The organism is Streptomyces sp. NPDC043861, from assembly GCF_056435905.1.
On sequence record NZ_JBWKDP010000020.1, the window covers coordinates 46,471 to 72,580 of the forward strand.

Consider the following 26,110-nt stretch of genomic DNA (forward strand, 5'->3'; position numbering starts at 1 on the left):
ACGTGGCGAGGGGGGACGTTAGCTGACGTCGTGTCAGATGGAAACAGTGGCGGGCTCGCGTCCTTGGGGGCTCGCCTGTCGTACGTTCTCCTCAAAAGGCGCATACGGTGAGCCATCGGCTTGTGTGATCCTCCGAGAGGGCTTTCCGCGCGGACCGTGGCCGATACTGGGTGGGTTATGGAAATCGTCATCCTTGCTGTAGTCATCGCTCTGGTCGCGGTCGGCGTGATCAGCGGGCTCGTGGTCAGCAGCCGCAAGAAGAAGCAGCTGCCGCCATCTGCGCCGTCGAGTACGCCGACCATCACCGCTCCGCCAGCCGAGCCGCACGTCGGCGAGGAGGCGGAGACCCCGCGGGAAGAACCACGCCGCACCATCGAGGAGGTCGGCCTCCCCGAGGCACCGGCCGCCGAGGCACCCGTCGAGGTGGCGGAGCCGGAGGCTCCCGCCGCCCCTGCGATCGAGGTCCCGGAACCGACCGCCGGCCGTCTCGTACGGCTCCGGGCCCGGCTGGCCCGCTCGCAGAACACGCTCGGCAAGGGTCTGCTGACCCTGCTGTCGCGCGAGCACCTCGACGAGGAGACCTGGGAGGAGATCGAGGACACGCTCCTCACCGCCGACGTCGGAGTCGCACCGACCCAGGAACTGGTCGAGCATCTGCGGGAGCGGGTGAAGGTGCTGGGTACACGTACTCCGGACGAGCTGCGCACGCTGCTCCGCGAGGAGCTGCTCCGGCTGCTGGGCACGGACTTCGACCGCGCGGTGAAGACCGAGAGCGGTCTGGACACCCCGGGCGTCGTGATGGTCGTCGGTGTCAATGGCACCGGCAAGACCACGACGACCGGCAAGCTGGCGCGGGTGCTGGTGGCCGACGGCCGCTCGGTCGTGCTCGGTGCCGCGGACACGTTCCGGGCCGCCGCGGCCGACCAGCTCCAGACCTGGGGCGAGCGTGTCGGCGCGCGTACGGTTCGCGGGCCCGAAGGCGGCGACCCGGCATCGATCGCCTTCGACGCGGTCAAGGAGGGCATCGCCGAGGGTGCGGACGTCGTCCTCATCGACACGGCCGGCCGTCTGCACACGAAGACCGGCCTCATGGACGAGCTCGGCAAGGTCAAGCGGGTTGTCGAGAAGCACGGTCCGCTGGACGAGGTCCTGCTCGTCCTCGATGCGACCACCGGCCAGAACGGCCTGGTCCAGGCCCGTGTCTTCGCCGAGGTCGTCGACATCACCGGCATCGTCCTCACCAAGCTCGACGGCACGGCCAAGGGCGGCATCGTCGTTGCGGTGCAGCGTGAGCTGGGTGTCCCCGTCAAGCTGATCGGGCTGGGCGAGGGGCCGGACGACCTGGCCCCGTTCGAGCCGGAGGCGTTCGTCGACGCCCTCATCGGCGACTAGTCGATCAAGGGACCACTGGGGGAGTGCCCACTCCCCGAACCATGCCGTCCGCCGTGTCCGGGCCTGTCCCGTGTCGCGGCGGGCGGCGTTTCCGTTCGCGCGGGGCCGTCGACAGGGCCGTCGACAGGGCCGTCAACAGGGCCGGCGCGGGGCCCGCACTGCGGTCGCAGTTCCGGGACCGGTCGGGCTCGGGCCGCCGTCCGGATGCCTCCGAACTCGGGATGCCGCTGCTGCAGCCGGAGGGACGCCCCGGTGCTCACCTGCCGCGTGGGGCGGTCTTCCCAACCCCGGTGAGCACGGGGGCGCGAGCTCGGGCGGCCGTGAGCGAGGCGCGGACGGCCCGGCGCGTTCCGCCGTGAATCCGCCGCCGTCGAGCAGATCGGGGATCGACGCCACCGGGCTGCCCCGGCCGCGGCTTCCGTCCTCGATGGCACGGAAGTCGATCCGCCACATCGGTGACGCCCAACGTCGGTGACCGCACGCGTCCGTCATCGGGGTGAGGACGCGCCCGATGACCCCGGCCCGCCCGCGCGGCGCCGGTCGGCCATCCACGGCCGGCATGTCGATCGCCATCAGGTCCTGGGCGTGCCGGTGACCTGGACGCCGCCGAGGGACGGCATGACGGCCGCACGGGCCACGACGTCACCTGAAGTCCGCGCGTGCGGCCGTACCGGGCCGGCCCACCTCCGGCACCCGGTGCTGCGTCGGTCAGGGGCCGGTCGGGCCGGTGGGTGCGCTACCGCGTGACGCCGCGGACAGGCGGTGGCAGATGAACGCCAGGGTGCCCAGGAGCAGCCTGGCCGGGGGCGGGGTGGCCGTGGTGTCCAGGGAAGGCGGACGAAGCCAGCGGACCGGGCCCAGGCCTGCGTGGTCCGACGGCGGGGCCACGATGAAGGTACCGGCTCCCGGACAGTGGAGGTCCAGGCCCGCGTCGTCCCAGCCCATGCGGTACAGGAGTTCGGGGAGCTCGGACGAGGCGCCCGTGGCCACGAAAAACTGCGCGCGGCCCGTCGGGGTGGCGCACACCGGACCCAGGGGGATGCCCATGCGCTCGAGGCGGACCAGGGCGCGACGGCCTGCCTCGACCGAGACGTCCAGGATGTCGAAGGTGCGGCCCACCGGAAGCAGGATCGCCGCCCCCGGTACCTGCGACCACGCCTTCGTCACATCGTCGAGCGTCGACCCTGCAGGGAGTTCCGGCGCGAAGCCCAACGGGTGTGCCCCGGGGGCGGCGCACGAGGCGTCGCCGCAGGAGCAGCGGCCCGCCGAGGCCCTCGCCCCCGGGGCCACGTCCCAGCCCCACAGTCCTGTGTACTCGGCCACTGCTGTGCACTCGGCCGTGCGGCCGCGGCGCCGTGATCCGGGCCGGATCTCCCGGACCCCCCGGCTGCCGCCGATCGTGAAGCCCATGCCCCCTCCAACGGGTCGAACTCGCCGGTGGTTACGAACGGGAGCGTTTCGGTGACACAGAGTCGCCCTGCCCGGATTCGAGGTGTGGCCCCGCGGCGCTCCCCGGTGTCCGGGGTGGTGCGTGTCGATCCGCGCGCCCTGGCGCGCAACGCTCCGCCCACTCCCTGCTCGTCGCATGTCCAGTGAATCGTGCCTGGCTGGCGGCGGGTTCGTTCGAAGGGGTGGCGAATGGTGGCGTTTCCGGAACCGCCATGGCCGAAGCAGTGATCGTAGGATTACGTTCGGTGCACGAACCCTGGGGGAACTGCCGCACTCGCGGGTATGCCGGAGGCAACTCGGTTTCCTGTTCGATGGGGTGCAACCTCCGTACGGGGGGCAGTAACTCACGGCATTCTGGTACGGGTTCGCGCGACGGAGGCAGAACATTCGGATGGGGGCGTTCCGGTGAACGGCAGCGGCGCAGACGGTACGACGACCGGCAAGCGCCCGAATGAACAGCTGAGCTCGTGGTTCGTGCGCAGCGGGTGGTCGAAGGGCGAACTCGCGCGACAGGTCAACCGCCGGGCACGCCAGATGGGTGCCCATCACATCAGCACGGACACCTCGCGCGTGCGGCGGTGGCTCGACGGCGAGCAGCCGCGTGAGCCGATTCCGCGCATCCTCTCCGAGCTGTTCTCGGAGCGCTTCGGCAGCGTCGTCGCCATTGAGGACCTGGGTCTCCGCACCGCCCACCAGTCGCCGTCCGTGTCCGGGGTCGACCTGCCCTGGGCCGGACCGCAGACCGTCGCGCTGCTCAGTGAGTTCTCCCGCAGTGACCTGATGCTGGCCCGCCGTGGCTTCCTCGGGACCTCCCTCGCCCTCTCCGCCGGTCCCGCCCTCATCGAGCCCATGCAGCGCTGGCTGGTCCCCACCACGGCCGTCGAGAGCGGGACGGCCGGGTCCGTGCGGTCCGGCGACAGCCCCTGCCGGCTCTCCAAGCCGGAGCTCGACCTGCTGGAGTCCACCACCGCGATGTTCCGCCAGTGGGACGCGCAGTGCGGCGGCGGACTGCGGCGCAAGGCCGTTGTCGGCCAGCTCCACGAAGTGACCGACCTGCTTCAGGAGCCCCAGCCCGCGGCCACGTCCCGGCGGCTGTTCACCTGCGCCGCCGAGCTGGCCGAGCTTGCGGGCTGGATGAGCTACGACATCGGCCTCCAGCCCACCGCGCAGAAGTACTTCGTCCTCGCCCTGCATGCCGCCAAGGAAGCGGGCGACAAGCCGCTGGGCTCGTACATCCTCTCCTCCATGAGCCGCCAGATGATTCATCTCGGCCGGCCCGACGACGCCCTGGAGCTCATCCATCTCGCGCAGTACGGCAGCCGTGACTGCGCCACCCCGCGCACCCAGGCGATGCTGTATGCGATGGAGGCCCGCGCGTACGCCAACATGGGACAGCCGAGCAAGACCAAGCGGGCCGTCCGCATGGCCGAGGACACCTTCGCGGACGCGCTGGAGGCCGACGAGCCCGAGCCCGACTGGATCCGCTTCTTCTCCGAGGCGGAGCTCAACGGCGAGAACGCCCACTCGTACCGGGATCTTGCCTACGTCGCCGGGCGCAGCCCCACATATGCCTCGCTCGCCGAGCCGACCATGGAGCGCGCCGTCGAGCTCTTCGGACAGGACGACGAGCACCAGCGCTCGTATGCACTGAACCTGATCGGCATGGCCACGGTCCATCTGCTGAAGAGGGAACCCGAGCAGTCCACACACCTCGCCGAGCAGGCTCTCCATATCGCCAAGCGGGTCCGCTCCGAGCGGGTCAACACCAGGCTGCGCAAGACCGTCGACACCGCGGCCAGGGACTTCGGCGACGTCGCCGAGGTCGTCCGCCTCACCGATCTGCTCACCGCCCAGCTGCCCGAGACCGCCGAAGCGGTCTGACCGGGCAACCACCCAGTACCCCGGCCGCGACGACCACCCGAAACAGCCCGACTCGGCCCCCCACGCCAGGTCAACCGGGTGCCGTCGCGGCCGGTCCCGTGTGCGGCCGGTCCCACTCGTCAGGACCGCTGCCGCTCCCCGGCAGGCCGGTTCCTCGCGGCTCCCGGCCGTCGCTCCTCGCGGTTTCGGGACCATATGTCCGGTACTCATGTCGCGACGGGCAGTTCATCGGCGCGTAACACGCCCGACCTCTTCGTCACTACGGCGAAACATCGTGCGGCATCGGCGGAAACCGCGGCGCGCCAATCTCTTGGCGCATAACCGGCCGACTCCACAGGCAGCCGCACCGGATACCGCCCCCACCGGCTGTCCAGCCCTACAGGCTCCCGCCCCGCACAGGCCGAACGACGACGAGGAGACGCCGATGCCCCCAGGCATCACGCTTGCCGCAGAAGCACCCACGCTGTCTGCCGCCAACACCGGGTTCATGCTCATCTGCTCCGCACTGGTGATGCTCATGACACCGGGCCTGGCCTTCTTCTACGGAGGCATGGTCCGCGTCAAGAGCACCCTGAACATGCTGATGATGAGCTTCATCAGCCTCGGGATCGTCACGATCCTGTGGGTCCTCTTCGGCTTCAGTCTCGCCTTCGGCACCGACTCGGGCTCACTGATCGGCTGGTCCTCCGACTACGTCGGACTGAGCGGCATCGGGATCACCGAACTGTGGGACGGCTACACCATCCCGGTGTACGTCTTCGCCGTCTTCCAGCTGATGTTCGCGATCATCACGCCGGCGCTGATCAGCGGCGCCCTCGCGGACCGGGTCAAGTTCACCGCCTGGGCGCTGTTCATCACCCTGTGGGTCACCGTGGTCTACTTCCCGGTCGCGCACTGGGTCTGGGGCGCCGGTGGCTGGCTCTTCGAGATGGGCGTCATCGACTTCGCCGGCGGTACCGCCGTCCACATCAACGCCGGAGCCGCGGCGCTCGGCGTGATCCTGGTCATCGGCAAGCGGGTCGGCTTCAAGAAGGACCCGATGCGTCCGCACAGCCTGCCGCTGGTGATGCTCGGTGCGGGCCTGCTGTGGTTCGGCTGGTTCGGATTCAACGCCGGCTCGTGGCTCGGCAACGACGACGGCGTCGGCGCGGTGATGTTCGTCAACACGCAGGTCGCCACCGCTGCGGCCATGCTCGCCTGGCTCGCCTACGAGAAGATCCGCCACGGCTCCTTCACCACCCTGGGCGCCGCGTCCGGTGCGGTCGCGGGTCTGGTCGCCATCACCCCGTCCGGCGGTTCCTGCTCCCCGCTCGGTGCCATCGGTATCGGAGCCATCGCCGGTCTTGTGTGCGCCATGGCCGTCGGCCTCAAGTACAAGTTCGGCTACGACGACTCCCTCGACGTCGTCGGCGTCCACCTCGTCGGCGGTGTCATCGGATCCCTGCTGGTCGGCTTCTTCGCCACCGGTGGTGTCCAGTCCGACGCCAAGGGCCTGTTCTACGGTGGCGGGTTCGACCAGCTCGGCAAGCAGGCCATCGGTGTCTTCGCCGTACTGGCCTACTCTCTGATCGTCTCCGCGATCCTCGCCTTCGTCCTCGACAAGACGATCGGCATGCGGGTCACCGAGGACGACGAGATCTCCGGCATCGACCAGGTCGAGCACGCCGAGACCGCGTACGACTTCAGCGGAGCGGGCGGCGGGGCCGGGTCCCGCAAGGCCGCAACCGCACCCGTCGACACCGTGGCAGCTGCACCGAAGAACAAGAAGGTGGACGCATGAAGCTCATCACCGCAGTCGTGAAGCCGCACCGGCTGGACGAGATCAAGGAGGCCCTGCAGGCCTTCGGCGTCCAGGGGCTCACGGTCACGGAGGCCAGTGGCTACGGACGGCAGCGCGGCCACACCGAGGTCTACCGGGGCGCCGAGTACACCGTCGACCTGGTCCCCAAGATCCGCATCGAGGTGCTGGCCGAGGACGACGACGCCGAACAGCTCATCGACGTGGTGGTGAAGGCGGCCAGGACCGGCAAGATCGGAGACGGCAAGGTGTGGAGCGTTCCGGTCGAGACCGCGGTACGGGTCCGCACCGGCGAACGCGGCCCGGACGCACTGTAGACGGGAGTAGCTGGGTGACGAGCCTCGATGTGACCACCGAAGCAGAAGACTCGGGACCCAGCGGCTATGCGGCGGCCCGGCTGCGCCTTCTCCAGGAGAAGGCGCAGCCAGGGCCGCCGCGCCGTGCCGCCCTGGCGCGGCTGACCGACGACTGGCTCGCCGCGCTGTTCACCGCCGCCGCCCGCAGCACCGGCGTGCGCGGAGCCGCCCTCGTCGCCGTCGGCGGATACGGCCGCGGCGAACTCTCCCCGCGCAGTGACCTCGACCTCCTGCTGCTGCACGACGGCAGCGCGGACGCCGGGGCGATCGCTTCCCTCGCCGACCGGGTCTGGTACCCGGTCTGGGACCTGGGCCTTGCCCTCGACCACTCCGTCCGGACCCCGGGCGAGGCCCGCAAGACGGCAGGCGAAGACCTCAAGGTGCAACTCGGCCTGCTCGACGCCCGTGGTGTCGCGGGCGACCTGGGACTCGTGGCCGGGCTGCGCACCACCGTGCTCGCCGACTGGCGCAATCAGGCACCCAAGCGGCTCCCCGATCTCCACGAACTGTGCCGTGAGCGGGCCGAACGCCAGGGCGAGCTGCAGTTCCTGCTCGAGCCCGACCTCAAGGAGGCGCGCGGCGGGCTGCGCGACGCCACCGCACTGCGCGCCGTCGCCGCTTCCTGGGTCGCCGACGCGCCGCGTGAGGGGCTCGCGGAGGCGCGACGCGTCCTCCTCGACACCCGCGACGCGCTCCACCTCACCACCGGGCGGGCCACCGACCGCCTCGCGCTCCAGGAACAGGACCAGGTCGCGGCAGAGCTCGGCCTGCTCGACGCCGACACACTGCTGAGGCAGGTGTACGAAGCCGCGCGGACCGTCTCGTACGCCTCCGACGTCACCTGGCGGGAAGTGACCCGGGTCCTCCGGTCCCGGTCCGGGCGGCCACGGCTGCGGGCCGTGTTCGGCGGCCGCCGCCCGGAGCCCGAGCGCACCCCGCTCGCCGAGGGAGTCGTCGAGATGGACGGCGAGGCGGTCCTCGCCCGCACGGCCAGGCCCGAACGCGACCCGGTGCTGCCGCTACGGGCGGCAGCTGCCGCGGCCCAGTCCGGGCTGCCGCTCTCCCTGCATGCGGTACGCCATCTCGCCGCGGCCGCCGGCCCCCTGCCGGTGCCCTGGCCGGCCGAGGCCCGTGAGGAACTCGTCACCCTGCTCGGTGCGGGCGAGTCCACCGTCGCCGTATGGGAGGCGCTGGAGGCCGAGGGGCTGATCACCAGGCTGCTGCCGGACTGGGAGCGGGTGCGCTGTCGGCCCCAGCGCAATCCCGTCCATACCTGGACCGTGGACCGCCACCTCGTCGAGGCGGCCGTACGCGCCTCGGCGCTCACCCGCCGGGTCGGCCGCCCCGACCTGCTGCTGGTCGCCGCGCTGCTGCACGACATCGGCAAGGGCTGGCCGGGCGACCACTCGGTGGCAGGCGAGACCATCGCCCGTGACGTCGCCACCCGTATCGGCTTCGACAAGCACGACGTGGGTGTCATCGCCACGCTCGTGCGCCACCATCTGCTCCTCGTCGAGACCGCCACCCGGCGCGATCTCGACGATCCCGCGACCGTGCGGGCGGTCGCCTCGGTCGTCGGCACGGAGGGGACGCTCGAACTGCTGCACGCGCTCACCGAGGCCGACGCCCTCGCCACCGGGCCGGCCGCCTGGTCGGCCTGGCGCGGCTCACTCGTCGCCGACCTGGTGAAACGGGTCGCCGGAGTACTCGCCGGGGAGGCCCCGGCCGAACCCGAGCCCACGGCTCCGAGCGCCGAGCAGGAGCGTCTCGCGATCGAGGCGCTGCGCACCGGCGGGCCGGTGCTCGCCCTGCACGCACAGGCCGAGACCCCGCAGACGGAGGGCGAGCCGGAGCCCGTCGGGGTGGAGCTGCTGATCGCCGTGCCCGACCAGCCCGGAGTGCTGCCCGCGGTGGCCGGCGTCCTCGCCCTGCACCGGCTCACCGTCCGTGCCGCCGACCTGTGTGCGATCGAGCTGCCGAACGAGGTGGGGCCGGGCGCCGTTCTCGTGCTCGACTGGCGGGTCGCGGCCGCCTACGGATCCCTGCCGCAGGCAGCCCGGCTCCGCGCCGACCTCGTGCGCGTCCTCGACGGCTCGCTGGACGTCCCCGCCAGGCTCGCCGAGCGCGATGCGGCGTACCCGCGCAGGCGCGGTGCGACCGCCCCGCCACCGCGGGTCGCGGTCGCCCCGGCGGCCTCACGCTCCGCCACGGTCATCGAGGTCCGTGCCCAGGACGCCCCGGGGCTGCTGCACCGCATCGGTCATGCCCTGGAATCGGCGGCCGTGCGGGTGCGCAGCGCGCATGTGTCGACGCTCGGCGCCAACGCCGTCGACGCGTTCTACGTCACACACCCCGACGGAGCCCCGCTCACCTCCGCGGAGGCCGCCGCCGTGGCCCGTGCGCTCGAGGCCACCCTGCGCGAATGACGGGCCCCGGCCGGCGGGCGGACAGGGGGGCAGACCCCATACCGCGCGTACGGATACCCTTGGGAGACATCTGTCCGCCCGCCCCCGAGACCTGAGGATCCGCGACCACCGTGTTCGATACCCTCTCCGACCGCCTTGCAGCGACATTCAAGAACCTCCGGGGCAAGGGCCGCCTGTCCGAGGCGGACATCGACGCCACCGCGCGCGAGATCCGGATCGCGCTGCTCGAGGCGGATGTGGCGCTCCCCGTCGTCCGCTCCTTCATCAAGCAGGTGAAGGAACGCGCGATGGGCTCCGAGGTGTCCCAGGCGCTGAACCCTGCCCAGCAGGTCATCAAGATCGTCAACGAGGAGCTCGTCGGTATCCTCGGCGGTGAGACCCGGCGGCTGCGGTTCGCCAAGCAGCCGCCCACCGTGATCATGCTCGCGGGTCTCCAGGGCGCCGGTAAGACCACCCTCGCCGGAAAGCTCGGCCTCTGGCTCAAGAGCCAGGGCCACTCTCCGCTGCTCGTCGCCTGTGACCTTCAGCGCCCCAACGCCGTGAACCAGCTGGCCGTCGTCGCCGAGCGCGCAGGCGTCGGCGTGTTCGCCCCGCAGCCGGGCAACGGTGTGGGCGACCCGGTCCAGGTCGCCAAGGAGTCGATCGAGTACGCGAAGTCGAAGGTTCACGACATCGTCATCGTCGACACCGCCGGCCGCCTCGGTATCGACCAGGAGATGATGCAGCAGGCCGCGGACATCCGTGACGCGGTCAGCCCCGACGAGGTGCTCTTCGTCGTCGACGCGATGATCGGTCAGGACGCGGTCAACACCGCGGAGGCCTTCCGCGACGGCGTCGGCTTCGACGGTGTCGTGCTCTCCAAGCTGGACGGCGACGCCCGCGGTGGTGCCGCGCTCTCCATCGCGCATGTCACCGGCAAGCAGATCATGTTCGCCTCCAACGGCGAGAAGCTGGACGACTTCGACGCGTTCCACCCGGACCGCATGGCGTCCCGCATCCTCGGCATGGGCGACATGCTCTCGCTCATCGAGAAGGCCGAGCAGACCTTCAGCCAGGAAGAGGCCGCCAAGATGGCCTCCAAGCTGGCGAGCAGCAAGGGCAAGGACTTCACGCTCGACGACTTCCTGGCCCAGATGGAGCAGGTCAGGAAGATGGGCTCCATCTCCAAGCTGCTCGGCATGCTGCCCGGCATGGGGCAGATCAAGGACCAGATCAACAACATCGACGAGCGTGACGTGGACCGTACGGCCGCGATCATCAAGTCGATGACCCCGGGCGAGCGCCAGGACCCGACGATCATCAACGGCTCGCGCCGTGCCCGTATCGCCAAGGGTTCGGGCGTCGACGTCAGCGCGGTGAAGAGCCTGGTCGAGCGTTTCTTCGACGCCCGCAAGATGATGTCGCGCATGGCGCAGGGCGGCGGTATGCCTGGTATGCCGGGGATCCCGGGCATGGGCGGCGGCCCTGGTCGCCAGAAGAAGCAGCAGAAGCAGGCGAAGGGCAAGCGCAAGAGCGGTAACCCGATGAAGCGCAAGGCCGAGGAGCAGGCCGCCGCCGCCCGCCGTGAACAGGCGGCTCAGGGCGGTGCGTTCGGCCTCCCCGCGGGCGGTGCCGGCAAGGACTTCGAGCTCCCGGACGAGTTCAAGAAGTTCATGGGCTGACATCCCGGGAAGTTCATGGGTCCGATGCGGTGACGCGTCCGGCTCCACGGTGGGCGAGGGCCCCGCGGTCGAAGGACCGCGGGGCCCTCTGCCATGTGGCGCGCCCGGGTGGCGTGGGCCCGGGGGCTGTGCGGTCATGGGCAGAGAGCCGGCCGGATCGAGCGCACCGGAGCAGGAGGGCAGGCGTGGCCAATTCCGTACCCCCGCGCGATCGCACCGACCAGCCCTGGCGCTCCGAGGGCGCGCCGCCCCCGCCGCGCAGGAGGAAGATGCCCGGCGGCTGGATCGGGCTGCTCGTCTCCGCCGTCGTCGTCTTCCTCATCGCCTTCCTGGTGTTGTCGTACGTCGGCGAGTCCGAGGAGCCGACGATCTCGTACACCGAATTCAGCAAACAGGTCACGGCGGGCAACGTCGCCAGGATCTATGCCAAGGGCGATGCGATCCAGGGCGAGCTGAAGAAGGAACGGGCGCTGCCGGACGACAAGGGCGACTACACCAAGTTCACCACGCAGCGGCCCGCGTTCGCCGATGACGACCTGTGGCAGCAGCTGACCCGGCAGGGCGTCACGGTGACGGCCGAGCCGGTTGTCGTCCAGCGCGGATTTCTCGTCAATCTGCTGATCTCACTCGCTCCGATCCTGCTGCTCGTCCTCCTGTGGGTGTTCATCGCACGGCGGACGGGCGCCGGGGTGGGCGGCCCGTTCGGGCGCAAGACGCCACCGAGACCGGTGGAGGTGCTGGAGGGCAGGCGCACCACCTTCGAGGACGTGGCCGGCATCGACGAGGTCGAGGGCGAGCTCAACGATGTCGTCGACTTCCTCAAGAACCCGGCGGCCTACCGGGACATGGGCGCCCGGATGCCCGGCGGAGTGCTGCTCGCAGGGCCGCCCGGCACCGGAAAGACCCTGCTCGCGCGCGCGGTGGCGGGCGAGGCGGGAGTGCCCTTCTTCTCCGCGTCCGCCTCCGAGTTCATCGAGATGATCGTGGGTGTGGGCGCCTCGCGCGTACGGGAACTCTTCGCCGAGGCCCGCAAGGTCGCCCCGGCCATCGTCTTCATCGACGAGATCGACACCATCGGCCGGGTGCGCGGTGGAGGTGCGGCGCTCGGAGGCCACGACGAACGGGAACAGACGCTCAACCAGATCCTGACCGAAATGGACGGCTTCACCGGCTCCGAGGGTGTCGTCGTGCTGGCCGCCACCAACCGGGCGGACGTCCTCGACCCCGCCCTCACCCGGCCCGGCCGCTTCGACCGCATCGTGCATGTCAGCCCGCCCGACCGGGGCGGGCGCGAGGCGATCCTGAGGATCCACACCCGGGAGATCCCGCTGGCCGAGAGCGTCGACCTCGCCCAGGTGGCGCGCACGACGCCGGGAATGACCGGCGCCGAACTGGCCAATCTCGCCAACGAGGCCGCGCTTCTCGCGGTCAAGCGACGCCGCCGCGAGGTCACCCAGAGCGATCTCTCCGACGCCCTGGAGAAGGTCCAGCTGGGAGCGGAGCGGTCACTGGTGATGCCCCTGGAGGAGCGGCGCAGGACCGCCTATCACGAGAGCGGCCATGCACTGCTCGGCATGCTCCAGCCGGGCGCGGACCCGGTCCGGAAGATCACGATCGTGCCGCGCGGCCGCGCGCTGGGCGTCACCCTCTCCACACCGGACGCCGACAGGTACGCCTACACGGAGGAGTACCTGCGCGGCCGCATCATCGGCGCGCTCGGCGGAATGGCCGCCGAGCACGTCGTCTTCGGAGTCGTCACGACCGGTTCGGAGAGCGATCTGGAGCAGGTCACCCGACTGGTCCGGGGCATGGCAGGCCGCTGGGGCATGAGCGAACGCGTGGGCCGCTTCACCGCGATGCCCGCAGATGCGCAGGAGCCGTACGGACTCATGGCCGCTCCGGCGACGCTGGACGCCGTGGACCACGAGATGCGCCGGATCGCCGACGAGTGCTACGAGAGCGCCTGCCGGCAACTGCGGGACAACCGCGACCGGCTGGACGCGCTCGCGGCAGCCCTGCTGGCCAACGAGACCCTGGAGGAGGACGCGGCGTACAGGGCCGCGGGCATCGCCCGGCTCGGCAAGAACGGCGCGGACGCGAACCAGTAGGCCACCCGGGTGAACCGGTCACTGTGTGCGGGCGATGAGATAGCGGAACACGTTGGGCATCCACACCGTCCCGTCGGCGCGCACGTACGGGTGCAGCGCCTCGGTGACCTCCTTCTCCACCTGCGCCTGGTCGGTCGCCCGGACCGCCGCGTCGAACAGGCCGGTCGACAGCAGCCCCCGCACCGCGCTCTCCGGGTCCGCGTAGCCGAAGGGGCAGGCGACCCGGCCCGAGCCGTCCGGCTTGAGCCCGGCCTTCATCGCCACCTCCTCCAGGTCGTCCCGTCGAGTCGCCCGCCAGCCGCCCGAGTCGCGCAGCCGCTCGGTGAGCCGGCTCGCGACCCGCAGCACTGTCGAGGTGGCACAGCGCTCCGGCGGGCCCCAGCCCGCCAGCACGACCGGACTGCCGCGCTCGGCCAGCGGAACCGCTGCCCGCAGCGCGGGCACGAGCCCTTCCGCATCACCTGCCGTACACCCGATCGGCTGAAACGCAGTGATCACGGTGAACCGGGGGAGTGCGGGATCCGCCGCCTCCTCGGGACTGCCCTCCACCAGCTGCGGTGCCCCACCGCCCGTTGCCCCGTCGGGCACACGCGCACGGTCGGGCCCGGGGGCGAGCCGCTCCCGGGCCAGGGAGATCCTCGAACGGTCCCTGTCCACACCGGTGACCCGCGCCCCGCGTGCCGAAGCCATCAGGAGGGCGAGTCCCGTGCCGCAGCCGAGCCCCAGCAACCGTGAGCCCCTGCCGACCTCCAGATGCTCGTACACCGCCTCGTAGAGGGGCACCAGCATCCTTTCCTGGATCTCCGCCCAGTCGCGGATGCGTGCCGCTGGATCGGCCGGGGGTGCACAGGCCGCACTGGGATGGTGCCGGACGAGCGTAGGTGTCATCGAGAAGCGCCCCAATCCGCCGAGAGGTCAGCTGTGCCCTGAGTGACAGCCCCCCGTGTACGTGCGCTCGTGCTCCCCCCGTATGCCAGGGAACTCCCCATCCGTCCGTACGTCCAGGGGTCGCGCCGCAAAGCCTGGGCGTGCCCCGGTCGTGCGCCCCCGCGCCCGGAACGAGTCCTCATCCAGGGTGCAGCCGCCGTACGATTCGCGCCATGGCAAAGGCACCTGTCCTCACGCCGCAGGCCGAGGACTTCCCCCGCTGGTACCAGGACCTGATCAACAAGGCCGAGCTCGCCGACAACGGCCCGGTGCGGGGCACGATGGTGATTCGTCCGTACGGCTACGGGCTGTGGGAGCGGATGCAGCAGGAGATGGACTCCCGCATCAAGGCGGCCGGGGCGTCCAACGCGTACTTCCCCCTCTTCATCCCGCAGTCGTATCTGACGAGGGAGGCCGAGCACGTCGAGGGCTTCGCACCGGAACTCGCGGTCGTCACGCACGGCGGGGGCAAGGAACTCGACGAGCCGGTCGTCGTCCGCCCCACTTCCGAGACGATCGTCAACGAATACTTCTCCAAGTGGGTGCAGAGCTACCGCGATCTGCCGCTGCTCATCAACCAGTGGGCGAACGTGGTCCGCTGGGAGATGCGTCCCCGAGTGTTCCTGCGCACGACCGAGTTCCTCTGGCAGGAGGGCCACACAGCGCACGCCACGTACGAGGAGGCTCGCGACTACGCCGCCCGCATCCACCGCGAGGTCTATGCCGACTTCATGGTCAACGTCCTCGGCATCGACGTGGTGCTGGGCCGCAAGACACCCCGGGAGCGCTTCGCCGGAGCCGTCAACACCCTCACCCTCGAAGGCATGACGGGTGACGGCAAGGCCCTCCAGATGGGCACGAGCCATGAGCTCGGCACCAACTTCTCCAAGGCCTTCGACACCACCTATCTGTCGAAGGACGGCACACAGGAACTCGCCTGGCAGACCTCCTGGGGCTGCTCCACCCGGATGGTCGGCGGCCTGATCATGTCGCACGGTGACGACAACGGGCTGCGGGTGCCGCCGCGTCTGGCGCCCGTCCAGGCCGTCGTCCTCGCCATCAAGGGGGACGAGGCGGTGCTGGCCAAGGTGCGGGAGATCGGGGGGCGACTGCGGGCCGCGGGCATCCGCGTCCATGTCGACGACCGCACGGACACACCGTTCGGTCGTCGTGCCGTGGACTGGGAGCTGAAGGGGGTGCCGGTGCGCATCGAGGTCGGGCCGCGCGACCTGGAAGGCGGGACGGCGATGCTGGTCCGGCGCATCCCCGGAGGCAAGGAGCCGGTCGCGATCGACACGCTCGCCGGGCTGCTGCCCCAGGTCCTCGAGGAGGATCAGGCGCTGCTGCTGGGCCAGTCGCGTGAACGCCGCGAGGCCCGCACGGCCGATGTGAGCACGATCGGGGAGGCGGCCGAGGCCGCGGTCGCGGGCGGCTGGGCGCGCATCCCCTGGGCGACGCTCGGCCCCGACGGGGAGGCCCTGCTCGCCGACCGTGCGGTGTCCGTGCGGTGTCTGGTGGCGGAGGACGGGTCGGTGCCGGAGGCCGACGACGCCCCGGGTACGCTCGCGATCGTGGCGCGCGCCTACTGAGAGGTGCGCTGTGCCCTCGGCGGTGGCCCCGCCGGACCCCCGAGGCTGCCAACGTCCTCTCGTGGTGGCCCTGCACCGGGCGTGCGGACCCCGGTCACGCGCCGGGGCGTACGCGCCACTACGTACCAGCTTGTTGCGAGCTGCGAGGCTTCTCCGCAGATCAGCGCACCCGCCCTCGTCAGGACGCATCAACCCTAACTGACGGGTACGTGCAAATTATTTGGGATGCCCCGGAATGGAACCCGTCGGCCGCCAGGCTCGTTATCACGACGTGAGCACGACACCACCTGTTCTCGCCGCAGAGCTGGCACAGGCGTGGGCCGACATTCAGCGGCACCACCCCGAGCTGCCCGATCTTGCCGCGCCAGAGTCCCTGATCGGAGAGTCCTCGTCCGCGTGCGGCCACGAGCTCTCCTTCGAGCGACTGCTCCATGAAGCAGTCCACGGCATTGCCGCCGCCCGAGGGGTCCGTGACACCTCCCGCGCCGGCAGATACCACAACCGCCGGTTCCTGGCGATCGCGGAGGAGATGGGCCTGGATCACCCCGAGGAGCCGCACCCGAGCAGCGGCTTCTCGCTGGTCACCCTGAACCCCGAGGCGAAACGGCGCTACCGGCCGACCATCGAGCGGCTGCATCGTGCCCTTGCCGCGCACACCGTCGCGACCGCCACGGACACCAAGCGGACCTTCCGGGGCCCGGCTGCCCGCCACGGCTCGTCCGGCGGCGGCGTGCGGGTCAAGGCGGTCTGCGACTGCGGGCGCAACGTAAGAGTCGTGCCGTCGGTCCTCGCCCAGGCTCCGATCGTCTGCGGCGGATGCGGGAAGCCGTTCCGGATTCCCGAAGCGGTGGCCGCGGCGAGCTGAGAAGGCGTGCGGCGCAGCCACAGGAGCATGATCCCGTGGGTGGCCCGGAGGCCGGACCGGCCTCCGGTCTGCCCCGCGCGATCCTTGTGGCACAATGGCTAGCTGTACTCGACAGTCGCACAGGACCCCTCTCTCCTCCGGCTGACGCGTCCATCGGGCCATCGGGTACCGCAACCCCACGCGGCAACCTGCTGTGCTCAACCACGTCAAAATCAGGAGAACCCACTCCCGTGGCAGTCAAGATCAAGCTGAAGCGTCTGGGCAAGATCCGTTCGCCTCACTACCGCATCGTCGTCGCCGACTCCCGTACCCGCCGTGATGGCCGGGCCATCGAGGAGATCGGTCTGTACCACCCGACGTACAACCCGTCGCGCATCGAGGTCGACTCGGAGCGTGCGCAGTACTGGCTGTCCGTCGGCGCCCAGCCGACCGAGCCGGTCCTCGCCATCCTGAAGCTCACCGGTGACTGGCAGAAGCACAAGGGCCTGCCCGCCCCGGAGAAGCCGCTGCTCCAGCCGGAGACGAAGGAAGACAAGCGCGCTTCCTTCGAGGCCTTCGCCAAGACCCTCGAGGGCGACGACGCCAAGGGTGAGGCCATCACCCAGAAGGCGAAGAAGACCGAGAAGAAGGCGGACGAGCCGGCCGCTCCCGCCGAGTCGACCGAGGCCTGAGCATGCTCGAGGAGGCTCTCGAGCACCTCGTGAAGGGCATCGTCGACAACCCGGACGATGTGCAGGTGGCCTCGCGCAATCTGCGCCGCGGTCGCGTGCTCGAGGTCCGGGTGCACCCCGACGATCTCGGTAAGGTGATCGGCCGCAACGGCCGCACCGCGCGCGCCCTGCGCACCGTCGTGGGCGCCATCGGCGGCCGTGGTATCCGTGTCGACCTCGTCGATGTGGACCAGGTCCACTGATTCGTTGAACACCGGCGCGGGCCGGGGAGGGCCTACGGGTCCGCCCCGGCCCGTCGTCGTCGACGCAGTAGTGCCGTCAGGCACACGACAGGAGCAGTGAGCGTGCAGCTCGTAGTCGCACGGGTCGGCCGTGCCCATGGCATCAAGGGCGAGGTCACCGTCGAAGTACGTACCGACGAGCCGGAACTGAGGCTCGCGCCCGGAGCCGTCCTGGGCACCGACCCGGCCTCCGCCGGACCGCTGACCATCGAGACGGGGCGCGTGCACAGCGGACGGCTGCTGCTGCGCTTCGAGGGAGTGCGGGACCGCAACGCCGCCGAGGCCCTGCGCAACGTCCTGCTCATCGCCGAGGTCGATCCGGACGAGACACCGGACGAGCCCGACGAGTACTACGACCACCAGCTGATGGACCTGGACGTGGTGCTTGCCGACGGCACCGAGGTCGGCCGGATCACCGAGATCTCCCACCTCCCCTCGCAGGACCTGTTCATCGTCGAGCGGCCCGACGGCAGCGAGGTGATGATCCCCTTCGTCGAGGAGATCGTGACCGAGATCGATCTCGGGGAACAGAAGGCCGTCATCACCCCGCCGCCGGGGCTGATCGACGACCGTGCCGAGATCGCCTCCGCCAGGGACGAGGACGAAGCCCGATGAGGCTCGACGTCGTCACGATCTTTCCCGAGTACCTGGAGCCGCTGAACGTCTCGCTCGTCGGCAAGGCACGCGCGCGCGGACGGCTCGACGTCCATGTGCACGATCTGCGGAACTGGACGTACGACCGGCACAACACCGTGGACGACACCCCCTACGGCGGCGGCCCCGGCATGGTCATGAAGACGGGCCCCTGGGGCGACGCCCTCGACCAGACCGTTGCCGACGGCTACGAGGCCGGGGCGCACGGTCCGGTGATGGTCGTCCCCACACCCAGCGGCAGGCCCTTCACCCAGGAACTCGCCGTCGAACTCTCCGAGCGGCCCTGGCTGATCTTCACCCCGGCCCGCTACGAGGGCATCGACCGGCGCGTCATGGACGAGTACGCCACCCGCATACCGGTGTACGACGTCTCCATCGGGGACTACGTCCTGGCGGGCGGCGAGGCGGCCGTCCTCGTGATCACCGAGGCGGTGGCGCGGCTGCTGCCGGGCGTACTCGGGAACGCCGAATCCCACCGCGACGACTCCTTCGCACCCGGCGCCATGGCCAACCTGCTGGAGGGGCCCGTCTACACCAAGCCGCCCGTGTGGCGCGGCCGGGAGATCCCGGACGTCCTGCTCAGCGGACACCACGGGAAGATCGCACGCTGGCGCCGTGACGAGGCGTTCCGCCGCACGGCCATGAACCGGCCCGATCTGATCGAGCGCTGTGACCCGTCCTCCTTCGACAAGAAGGACCGGGAGACCCTCTCCATCCTGGGCTGGGCGCCTTCGCCCGACGGCCGATTTTGGCGCAGGCCGCAGGCCGTGGAAGAATAGGCCGCTGCCGTACGTCCGGCGTGCGCCCCTGCCACAGGGGGACACGACGCCCGCTCCGACGCCACGGCCCCCAACTCATCTCTCCGGATACCGCTGATGACCTGTGGCATCGGTGAAGAAAGCAGACGAACATGTCGCACGTGCTCGACGCCGTCAACTCCGCCTCGCTGCGGACCGACCTCCCGGCGTTCCGTCCCGGTGACACCGTGAACGTCCACGTTCGCGTCATCGAGGGCAACCGCTCCCGCATCCAGCAGTTCAAGGGTGTCGTCATCCGCCGCCAGGGCTCCGGCGTCAGCGAGACCTTCACGGTCCGCAAGGTCTCCTTCTCCGTCGGCGTCGAGCGCACCTTCCCGGTGCACAGCCCGATCTTCGAGAAGATCGAGCTCGTCACCCGTGGTGACGTCCGTCGCGCCAAGCTGTACTACCTGCGTGAGCTGCGCGGCAAGGCCGCCAAGATCAAGGAGAAGCGCGAGAACTGAGCTCCGGCTCACACCCGCGCCCAGCTGTGGACTAACAGAGTTCATACGGCGGCCGGATAGCATCTGGCACCGATGGACACCGAAGCACAGCACACGGAGCGCGGCCGCTCCTCCGAGTCAGGGACCGACGAGTCCCGGCCGGAGGAGGGGCCGCGCTCCATGCGTATGTCCGGTGGCCTGCACCGGCTCTCGCTCCGCCGGGCCGGAGTGCTCGGCGTCCTCGGCGGGGTCGTCCTGCTGCTCCTGAGCCACTTCGTACTGCAGCCCTTCCTGATCCCCAGCACCTCGATGGAGCCCGCCCTGGAGGTCGGCGACCGGGTGCTGGTGAACAAGCTGGCGTACCGTTTCGGTTCCGAGCCGGGGCGCGGCGACGTCGTCGTGTTCGACGGCACGGGATCGTTCGTGAGGGAAGCGCCGGGCCGGAACGGGGTGGCCGGGCTGGCGCAGGGGGTGGCCGCGACGCTGGGTCTGGCCGAGCCGGCCGAGACCGACTTCGTGAAACGGGTGGTGGGGGTCGGCGGCGACCGCGTCGTGTGCTGCGACAAAAGGGGGAGACTCGAGGTGAACGGCGTATCCGTCGAAGAGCGTTACGTCTACTTTGGCGACGCCCCGTCCCGGGTGCCCTTCGACATCGTCGTACCGCAGGGCACGCTGTTCGTCATGGGCGACCACCGCAGCAAGTCCCGTGACTCCAGAGACCATCTCGGTGAGCCCGGCGGCGGCATGGTGCCCCTCGACAACGTGATCGGCCGGGCCGAGTGGATCGGCTGGCCGGCCGGCCGCTGGGCCTCGCTGGAGGCGCCCGCGGCCTTCGACCGCGTACCCGCACCCGGCGGCGCCCATGGGTAACCGTGGACGGCGCGCGAGCCATCGGTCCGACACCCGGCTGCCCACCGGCACCCGACCCACCGACGGGGCCCGGACCCTCCCCGGGCGTGCCGAACGGCGCAAGCTGGCGCGAAGGGTGAAGCGACGGCGGCAGCGCTCGGCCGTCAAGGAGATACCGATCCTCATCGTGGTCGCGCTGATGATCGCACTGGGCCTCAAGACGTTCCTGGTCCAGGCGTTCGTGATCCCGTCGGGCTCGATGGAGCAGACGATCCAGATCGAGGACCGGGTGCTGGTGGACAAGCTCACGCCGTGGTTCGGCTCGAAGCCGGAGCGCGGCGACGTCGTCGTGTTCAGGGACCCGGGCGGCTGGCTCCAGCAGGAGCAGACGCCCAGGCAGGACGATCCAGTGGTCGTCAAGCAGGTCAAGCAGGTGCTGACCTTCATCGGACTGCTCCCGTCCGAGGACGAGCAGGACCTGATCAAGCGGGTCGTCGCCGTCGGCGGCGACAACGTCAAGTGCTGCGATGCGAACGGCAGGGTCACGGTCAACGGCGTGCCGCTCAACGAGCCGTACCTCCATCCCGACAACGTCCCCTCGAAACTGAAGTTCGAAGTGCAGGTCCCGACCGGGCGGCTCTTCGTGATGGGGGACCACCGGTCCAATTCGGCCGACTCCCGCTCCCACCTCGAGGAGCAGTACAACGGCACGGTGTCGGAGGGGGGCGTCGTCGGCCGTGCGGTCGTCATCGCGTGGCCCTTCGAGCACTGGAGCAAACTGGAGGAGCGGGAGACGTACGCCTCGGTCCCCGATGCGCGTGCCGGGTCAACCACGGCACACGGGCGGTCGCATAGTGTGTCCTCCCAGGATCTCAACGGAACGATCCTGCTCCCGAGCCCTGCGGAACTCCCGCTCGTTATGGGAGTAGTGGGCCTGCGTCTCCTCCGGCGCAGGCAGTCGCAAGGAGTGAGGAGTGGATGTGGGGGACTTGGCGGTCGGCGCACGATCCGGACACGGCGAGCCGGAGGATCGGCCCGAGCGGCGCACCGCGCCGTCCCCCGGACCTGGCGGCTCCAGCGCCTCCGGCAGCTCCAGCGGCTCAGCGGGATCCCCTGGTCCCGGCGGGTCCGGCGGCGCCTCCCGGGGCGCTGAGGGAGGCTCCTGGGGCCAGGGGCCCGCGGATCACGACCCGGCGTCCGGCGGCGGTGCGTCCGGAGGTGGCTCCATCCCGGGCGGCCCGGGAGACGAGGACGCCGGGGACGGCCGCTCGTCGGCCGGCTTCGCGGGGGCGAGGAAGCACCGCTCCTTCCTGCGGGAGTTGCCGCTGCTGATCGGTATCGCCCTGCTTCTCGCTCTCCTGATCAAGACGTTCTTGGTGCAGGCGTTCTCGATCCCCTCCGACTCGATGATGAACACGCTGCAGCGGGGCGACCGGGTCCTGGTCGACAAACTGACGCCCTGGTTCGGTTCGGAGCCCCAGCGCGGCGAGGTCGTCGTCTTCCACGATCCGGGCGGCTGGCTGGAGAACACGGTCGCCCCCGAGCCGAACGCGATCCAGCAGTTCCTCAGTTTCATCGGCCTGATGCCGTCCGCCGAGGAGAAGGACCTGATCAAGCGGGTGATCGCGGTCGGTGGCGACACCGTCGAGTGCAAGCGCGGCGGCAAGGTGACGGTCAACGGCAAGGCGTTGGACGAGACGTCGTACATCCACCCCGGAAGCACCCCCTGCGACGACGAGCCGTTCGGGCCGATCAAGGTGCCCAAGGGACGGATCTGGGTGATGGGCGACAACCGTCAGAACTCGCTGGACTCCCGCTACCACCAGGAGCTCCCGGGCAACGGCACCGTGTCGAACGACGATGTCGTCGGCAGGGCCGTCGTGGTCGCCTGGCCGTTCAGCCGGTGGTCCACGCTTCCTGTGCCCAGCACCTTCGACCAGCCCGGCCTGAATTCCGCGGCCGCGGCCGCCGTTGCGCCGGGTGCACTGGGGCTGGCGGGGGCTGTGCCGGCCGTGATGCTGGTGCGCAGGCGGCGGGCGGCCGAAGGGACGAACTCCGCCAAGCCCGCCGGAATGATCTCCGGTTGAGCACCGCCCTCCGGCGGAGGGCTGACCCGCGGCGAACCGGCGGGTAATGTGCCGCTCGGATCAGCGATCGTCGATCTCCGAGGTGGGGAGCGCTGGGATGAGCGAAACGGAACGCAGGCAAGGCGGCCCCGGCCGTCTCGGCAGCGTGCTGTCGGGACTGGCCATGGCCGTCGGCTGTGTGCTCTTCCTCGGAGGGTTCGTCTGGGGAGCGGTCGAGTACCAGCCGTACACGGTGCCGACGGATTCCATGTCGCCGACCGTCCAGGCGGGCGATCGGGTGCTGGCGCAGCGGATCGACGGCTCCGAGGTGCGGCGCGGCGATGTCGTCGTCTTCACCGACGAGGTGTGGGGCGACATGCCCATGGTGAAGCGGGTCGTCGCGGTCGGCGGTGACAAGATCGAGTGCTGCGACGCGGACGGCCGGACGAGTATCAACGGCAAGGCGATCGAGGAACCGTATCTGCGCGGGACCGGTCCGGCCTCGCCCCAGTCGTTCAGCGCCCGCGTCCCCGAGGGACAGATCTTTCTCCTCGGTGACGAGCGCATGGGCTCACTGGACTCCCGGGTGCATCTGCGGGACCCCGGGCAGGGCTCGGTGCCCCGCTCGGCGGTGACCGCACGGCTGGACGCCGTGGCATGGCCGCTGGGCGGTCTGCTGGAGCGGCCCCAGGCCTTCAAGGACCTCCCGGGAGGGGTGTCGCAGCCCGGGCCGGTGAAGCTGGTCGTGGGCGCGGTGGTGCTCGGAGCCGCGCTGATCCTGGGCGGCGGCGCCTACGGGCCGGTCGCGCGCCTCCTGGGGCGGCGGAAGGCCGCGGAGCCGCGGGGCAGGGTGACGACGGGGACGGGGTGACGGCGGATGCATGAGCGGATTCCCGCGCACGGACCCGGGGACCGGCCCGTGCCCCCGGAGGAGCTGCGCAAGGTCGCGAGGGTGATTCTCCTCGACCCCGATGACCGCGTTCTGCTCCTGCACGGATACGAGCCGGACGATCCCTCGGACAGCTGGTGGTTCACCCCGGGCGGGGGGATCGAGGGTGGGGAGACCCGTGAGGAGGCGGCGCTGCGGGAGGTCGCCGAGGAGACCGGGATCACCGATGTCGAGCTGGGTCCGGTGATCTGGCAGCGCATCTGCTCGTTCCCGTTCGACGGGCGGCGCTGGGACCAGGACGAGTGGTACTACCTGGCGCGTACGAGCCAGACCGTGACCAGCCTCACCGGACTGACCGGACTCGAGCAGCGAAGCGTTGCCGGCCTGCGGTGGTGGACCTCCGCGGAACTGTCGGCGGCGCGTGAGACGGTGTACCCGACCAGACTCGCCGAGCTGCTGCGCACGCTGCTCGACGAAGGTCCTCCGGGTGCGCCGGTGGTCCTGGCCCCGGAAATCGTCTGAGGACGCAGGTGGCTGGCGCACAATAGGGGGACGCACGGCTGAAGGGGAACATGCCATGAGCGCCGAGGACCTCGAGAAGTACGAGACCGAGATGGAGCTGAAGCTCTACCGGGAGTACCGCGACGTCGTCGGTCTGTTCAAATATGTGATCGAGACCGAGCGACGCTTCTATCTCACCAATGACTACGAGATGCAGGTGCACTCGGTCCAGGGCGAGGTCTTCTTCGAGGTCTCGATGGCGGATGCCTGGGTCTGGGACATGTATCGGCCGGCCAGGTTCGTCAAGCAGGTCCGCGTACTGACGTTCAAGGACGTGAACATCGAGGAGCTCAACAAGAGCGACCTCGAGCTTCCGGGTGGCTGAGTTATCCACAACGGCCGGGTTGTCCACCAAGATCCACAGACTGGGGTGTGACGCGTAAGAGTCGGTGCCGGAGGTGGTGCCGGGATGAACGCGACGGGGGCACTGGGCCGGTACGGCGAGGAGCTGGCGGTACGCCTGCTCACCGAGGCCGGAATGGCCGTGCTGGCACGGAACTGGCGGTGTGGACGGGCGGGCGAGATCGACATCGTGGCCCGGGACGGCGATGTGGTGGTCGTCTGTGAGGTGAAGACCCGTAGGGGTGCACCGCCGGGTGCGGTGCCCTTCGAACACCCGATGGCCGCAGTCACGCCCGCCAAGGCGGAGCGGCTCAGACGGCTGGCCGGATGCTGGCTCGACCGCCATGGAGGGCCGCCACCGGGCGGAGTGCGGATCGATCTCGTCGGGGTGGTGGTGCCCCCGCGAGGCGCGCCTCGCATCGAGCATGCGCGGGGGGTGGCCTGATGGGATTCGCGCGGTCGTGCTCGGTGGCGCTTCTCGGCGTCGAGGGGGTGGTCGTCGAGGTCCAGGCAGACCTGGAGCCCGGTGTCGCGGCCTTCACCCTGGTGGGGCTGCCCGACAAGAGCCTGGTGGAGAGCCGGGACAGGGTCAGGGCGGCCGTGGTCAACTCCGACGCGGAGTGGCCGCAGAAGAAGCTCACGGTAGGCCTCAGTCCTGCTTCCGTGCCCAAGAGCGGCTCCGGTTTCGACCTGGCAGTGGCCTGCGCCGTGCTCGGGGCGGCCGAGCGCATCGACCCCAGGGCGATCGCCGATCTGGTGCTCATCGGGGAACTGGGTCTCGACGGCCGCGTGCGCCCGGTGCGGGGTGTCCTGCCCGCCGTCCTCGCGGCGGCCGAGGCGGGATACCGGCAGGTGGTCGTGCCTGAGCAGACGGCGGGTGAGGCCTCGCTGGTGCCTGGTGTGTCCGTGCTCGGGGTGCGCAGTCTGCGCCAGTTGATCGCCGTGCTGAACGACGAGCCGGTGCCCGAGGAGGAGCGCTGGGCAGAGGGGCGGCCGGACGCCATGCTTGCGGGCCTCGCGGTGCCCGGAGCAGGTGTCGGCACGGGACTGGCGGACAGTGGGGCGTGCAGCGAAGGGCACAGACCCGACCTGGCCGATGTCGCCGGCCAGCAGTCCGCCCGCACCGCCCTCGAGATCGCCGCGGCAGGAGCTCACCATCTGCTTCTGCAGGGCCCACCGGGCGCGGGAAAGACCATGCTCGCGGAGCGCCTGCCGGGGGTGCTGCCACCGCTGACCAGGCAGGAGTCCCTCGAGGTCACGGGCGTCCATTCGGTTGCGGGCATCCTGCCGCCCGGCGAGCCCCTGGTGCGGACGCCGCCGTACTGCGCGCCGCACCACTCCGCGACGATGCAGTCCCTCGTGGGCGGCGGACAGGGCCTGCCGCGACCCGGTGCAGTGTCCCTCGCCCATCGTGGTGTGCTGTTCCTGGACGAAGCCCCGGAGTTCTCCGGGAAGGTGCTCGACGCCCTGCGGCAGCCACTGGAGTCCGGACATGTGGTCGTAGCCCGCAGCGCCGGAGTGGTGCGGCTGCCCGCCCGCTTTCTGATGGTGCTCGCCGCCAATCCGTGCCCGTGCGGCCGGCACACCTTGCACGGTGCCGGCTGCGAATGCCCGGCTGCGGTGATCAGGCGCTATCAGTCACGGCTCTCGGGTCCCCTCCTCGACCGGGTCGATCTGCGCGTCGAGGTCGAGCCGGTCAGCCGCTCCGATCTGCTCGGGCACGGCGGGCGGGGGGAGTCCACGGAGGCGGTTGCCGAGCGCGTCCTGGAGGCCAGGTCCCGGGCCGCGGCACGGCTCGGTGGTACGCCGTGGAGCGTCAACAGCGAGGTGCCCGGGCATGAGCTCCGCACTCGCTGGCCGACGGCCCCCGGCGCTCTCGCCGCCGCCGAGCGCGACATGGAGAGGGGCCTGCTCACCGCCCGCGGCATGGACCGGGTCCTGCGTGTTGCCTGGACCATCGCCGACCTCACCGGCCACGCACGCCCGGGAGCCGACGACGTCGGACTCGCCCTGCAGCTGCGCACCGGTATCGCGAGGGGTGTCCCGGCAGTGCGCGGAGCCGTGCGGTGACCGGGGGTGACACCTTGAGGCTGGCCGTCCCACCC

Annotated in this window: 23 protein-coding genes and 1 pseudogene; 22 read left to right on the top strand and 2 right to left on the bottom strand. The window is 70.5% G+C overall.

Features of this window, described 5'->3' with window-relative positions; genetic code table 11:
* The first annotated feature begins 177 nt into the window (after window positions 1-177).
* Complete coding sequence (gene ftsY / locus AC068D_RS33335; RefSeq protein ID WP_478826869.1) at window positions 178-1,392, top strand: signal recognition particle-docking protein FtsY; 1,215 nt, start codon at window positions 178-180, stop codon at window positions 1,390-1,392.
* 708 nt (window positions 1,393-2,100) lie between these two features.
* Here ftsY and AC068D_RS33340 read toward each other — a convergent pair.
* On the bottom strand, window positions 2,101-2,802 hold the full coding sequence (locus AC068D_RS33340; protein WP_478826870.1) for a bifunctional DNA primase/polymerase: 702 nt from the start codon (window positions 2,800-2,802) through the stop codon (window positions 2,101-2,103).
* 444 nt (window positions 2,803-3,246) lie between these two features.
* Here AC068D_RS33340 and nsdA point away from each other — a divergent pair, with 444 nt between their 5' ends.
* The 6 genes from nsdA (at window position 3,247) to ftsH (ending at window position 13,071) form a co-directional block, all read left to right on the top strand.
* Window positions 3,247-4,722 carry a transcriptional repressor NsdA gene (nsdA, locus tag AC068D_RS33345; RefSeq protein WP_478826871.1) on the top strand — a complete coding sequence of 492 codons (1,476 nt, stop codon included), beginning with the start codon at window positions 3,247-3,249 and terminating at the stop codon, window positions 4,720-4,722.
* Window positions 4,723-5,146: 424 nt separating this feature from the next.
* Window positions 5,147-6,502, top strand: a complete 1,356-nt coding sequence (locus tag AC068D_RS33350) for an ammonium transporter (protein ID WP_478826872.1) — start codon at window positions 5,147-5,149, stop codon at window positions 6,500-6,502.
* On the top strand, window positions 6,499-6,837 hold the full coding sequence (locus AC068D_RS33355; protein ID WP_338673182.1) for a P-II family nitrogen regulator: 339 nt from the start codon (window positions 6,499-6,501) through the stop codon (window positions 6,835-6,837). Before AC068D_RS33350 ends, AC068D_RS33355 begins: the two co-directional genes overlap by 4 nt.
* A 14-nt stretch (window positions 6,838-6,851) precedes the next feature.
* On the top strand, window positions 6,852-9,302 hold the full coding sequence (locus AC068D_RS33360) for a [protein-PII] uridylyltransferase (protein ID WP_478826873.1): 2,451 nt from the start codon (window positions 6,852-6,854) through the stop codon (window positions 9,300-9,302).
* Window positions 9,303-9,412: 110 nt separating this feature from the next.
* The gene (gene ffh / locus AC068D_RS33365; RefSeq protein WP_478826874.1) at window positions 9,413-10,963 is read left to right on the top strand and encodes a signal recognition particle protein; all 1,551 of its coding nucleotides are present in this window, start codon (window positions 9,413-9,415) and stop codon (window positions 10,961-10,963) included.
* Window positions 10,964-11,148: 185 nt separating this feature from the next.
* Window positions 11,149-13,071 carry an ATP-dependent zinc metalloprotease FtsH gene (ftsH, locus tag AC068D_RS33370; RefSeq protein ID WP_478826875.1) on the top strand — a complete coding sequence of 641 codons (1,923 nt, stop codon included), beginning with the start codon at window positions 11,149-11,151 and terminating at the stop codon, window positions 13,069-13,071.
* Between the two features lie 18 nt (window positions 13,072-13,089).
* On the opposite strand, the gene AC068D_RS33375 is transcribed toward ftsH, so the two are convergent.
* A complete protein-coding gene (locus tag AC068D_RS33375) occupies window positions 13,090-13,959 on the bottom strand; it encodes an SAM-dependent methyltransferase (RefSeq protein ID WP_478826876.1) in 870 nt (289 codons plus the stop codon).
* Between the two features lie 212 nt (window positions 13,960-14,171).
* Between AC068D_RS33375 and proS the strand changes: the two genes are divergently transcribed.
* The 15 genes and pseudogenes from proS (at window position 14,172) to AC068D_RS33450 (ending at window position 26,075) form a co-directional block, all read left to right on the top strand.
* Window positions 14,172-15,587, top strand: a complete 1,416-nt coding sequence (gene proS, locus AC068D_RS33380) for a proline--tRNA ligase (protein WP_478826877.1) — start codon at window positions 14,172-14,174, stop codon at window positions 15,585-15,587.
* A 235-nt stretch (window positions 15,588-15,822) separates the two neighbouring features.
* Entirely contained in the window at window positions 15,823-16,452 is a 630-nt protein-coding gene (locus tag AC068D_RS33385) for a hypothetical protein (RefSeq protein WP_478826878.1), read from the top strand.
* Between the two features lie 230 nt (window positions 16,453-16,682).
* Window positions 16,683-17,123: a 30S ribosomal protein S16 gene (gene rpsP, locus AC068D_RS33390; RefSeq protein ID WP_478826879.1), complete on the top strand. Its 441-nt coding sequence runs from the start codon at window positions 16,683-16,685 to the stop codon at window positions 17,121-17,123.
* A gap of 2 nt (window positions 17,124-17,125) precedes the next feature.
* On the top strand, window positions 17,126-17,365 hold the full coding sequence (locus AC068D_RS33395) for an RNA-binding protein (protein WP_018850017.1): 240 nt from the start codon (window positions 17,126-17,128) through the stop codon (window positions 17,363-17,365).
* A 102-nt stretch (window positions 17,366-17,467) separates the two neighbouring features.
* Window positions 17,468-18,019 carry a ribosome maturation factor RimM gene (rimM, locus tag AC068D_RS33400; protein WP_478826880.1) on the top strand — a complete coding sequence of 184 codons (552 nt, stop codon included), beginning with the start codon at window positions 17,468-17,470 and terminating at the stop codon, window positions 18,017-18,019.
* Window positions 18,016-18,837 carry a tRNA (guanosine(37)-N1)-methyltransferase TrmD gene (gene trmD / locus AC068D_RS33405; RefSeq protein ID WP_478826881.1) on the top strand — a complete coding sequence of 274 codons (822 nt, stop codon included), beginning with the start codon at window positions 18,016-18,018 and terminating at the stop codon, window positions 18,835-18,837. Before rimM ends, trmD begins: the two co-directional genes overlap by 4 nt.
* Window positions 18,838-18,968: 131 nt before the next feature.
* Window positions 18,969-19,319, top strand: coding sequence for a 50S ribosomal protein L19 (gene rplS, locus AC068D_RS33410; protein WP_269728163.1), 351 nt, complete (start codon window positions 18,969-18,971; stop codon window positions 19,317-19,319).
* Window positions 19,320-19,391: 72 nt separating this feature from the next.
* Complete coding sequence (lepB, locus tag AC068D_RS33415; protein WP_478826882.1) at window positions 19,392-20,168, top strand: signal peptidase I; 777 nt, start codon at window positions 19,392-19,394, stop codon at window positions 20,166-20,168.
* Window positions 20,161-21,192 (top strand): annotated as a pseudogene (lepB, locus tag AC068D_RS33420) (signal peptidase I); the annotation flags it as partial. The gene lepB (AC068D_RS33415) and the pseudogene lepB (AC068D_RS33420), both read left to right, overlap by 8 nt.
* Window positions 21,137-22,234 (top strand): signal peptidase I, encoded by a 1,098-nt coding sequence (gene lepB / locus AC068D_RS33425; RefSeq protein ID WP_478826977.1) that lies wholly within the window; start codon window positions 21,137-21,139, stop codon window positions 22,232-22,234. The pseudogene lepB (AC068D_RS33420) and the gene lepB (AC068D_RS33425), both read left to right, overlap by 56 nt.
* Before the next feature lie 97 nt (window positions 22,235-22,331).
* Window positions 22,332-23,084, top strand: a complete 753-nt coding sequence (gene lepB, locus AC068D_RS33430; protein WP_478826883.1) for a signal peptidase I — start codon at window positions 22,332-22,334, stop codon at window positions 23,082-23,084.
* Between the two features lie 6 nt (window positions 23,085-23,090).
* Complete coding sequence (locus AC068D_RS33435) at window positions 23,091-23,624, top strand: NUDIX hydrolase (protein WP_478826884.1); 534 nt, start codon at window positions 23,091-23,093, stop codon at window positions 23,622-23,624.
* A 55-nt stretch (window positions 23,625-23,679) separates the two neighbouring features.
* The gene (locus tag AC068D_RS33440) at window positions 23,680-23,988 is read left to right on the top strand and encodes a DUF2469 domain-containing protein (protein ID WP_003965949.1); all 309 of its coding nucleotides are present in this window, start codon (window positions 23,680-23,682) and stop codon (window positions 23,986-23,988) included.
* An 84-nt stretch (window positions 23,989-24,072) separates the two neighbouring features.
* Window positions 24,073-24,450 (top strand): YraN family protein, encoded by a 378-nt coding sequence (locus AC068D_RS33445; RefSeq protein WP_478826885.1) that lies wholly within the window; start codon window positions 24,073-24,075, stop codon window positions 24,448-24,450.
* Entirely contained in the window at window positions 24,450-26,075 is a 1,626-nt protein-coding gene (locus AC068D_RS33450) for a YifB family Mg chelatase-like AAA ATPase (protein ID WP_478826886.1), read from the top strand. The genes AC068D_RS33445 and AC068D_RS33450 overlap by 1 nt, the downstream gene beginning before the upstream one ends.
* Window positions 26,076-26,110 lie beyond the last annotated feature (35 nt).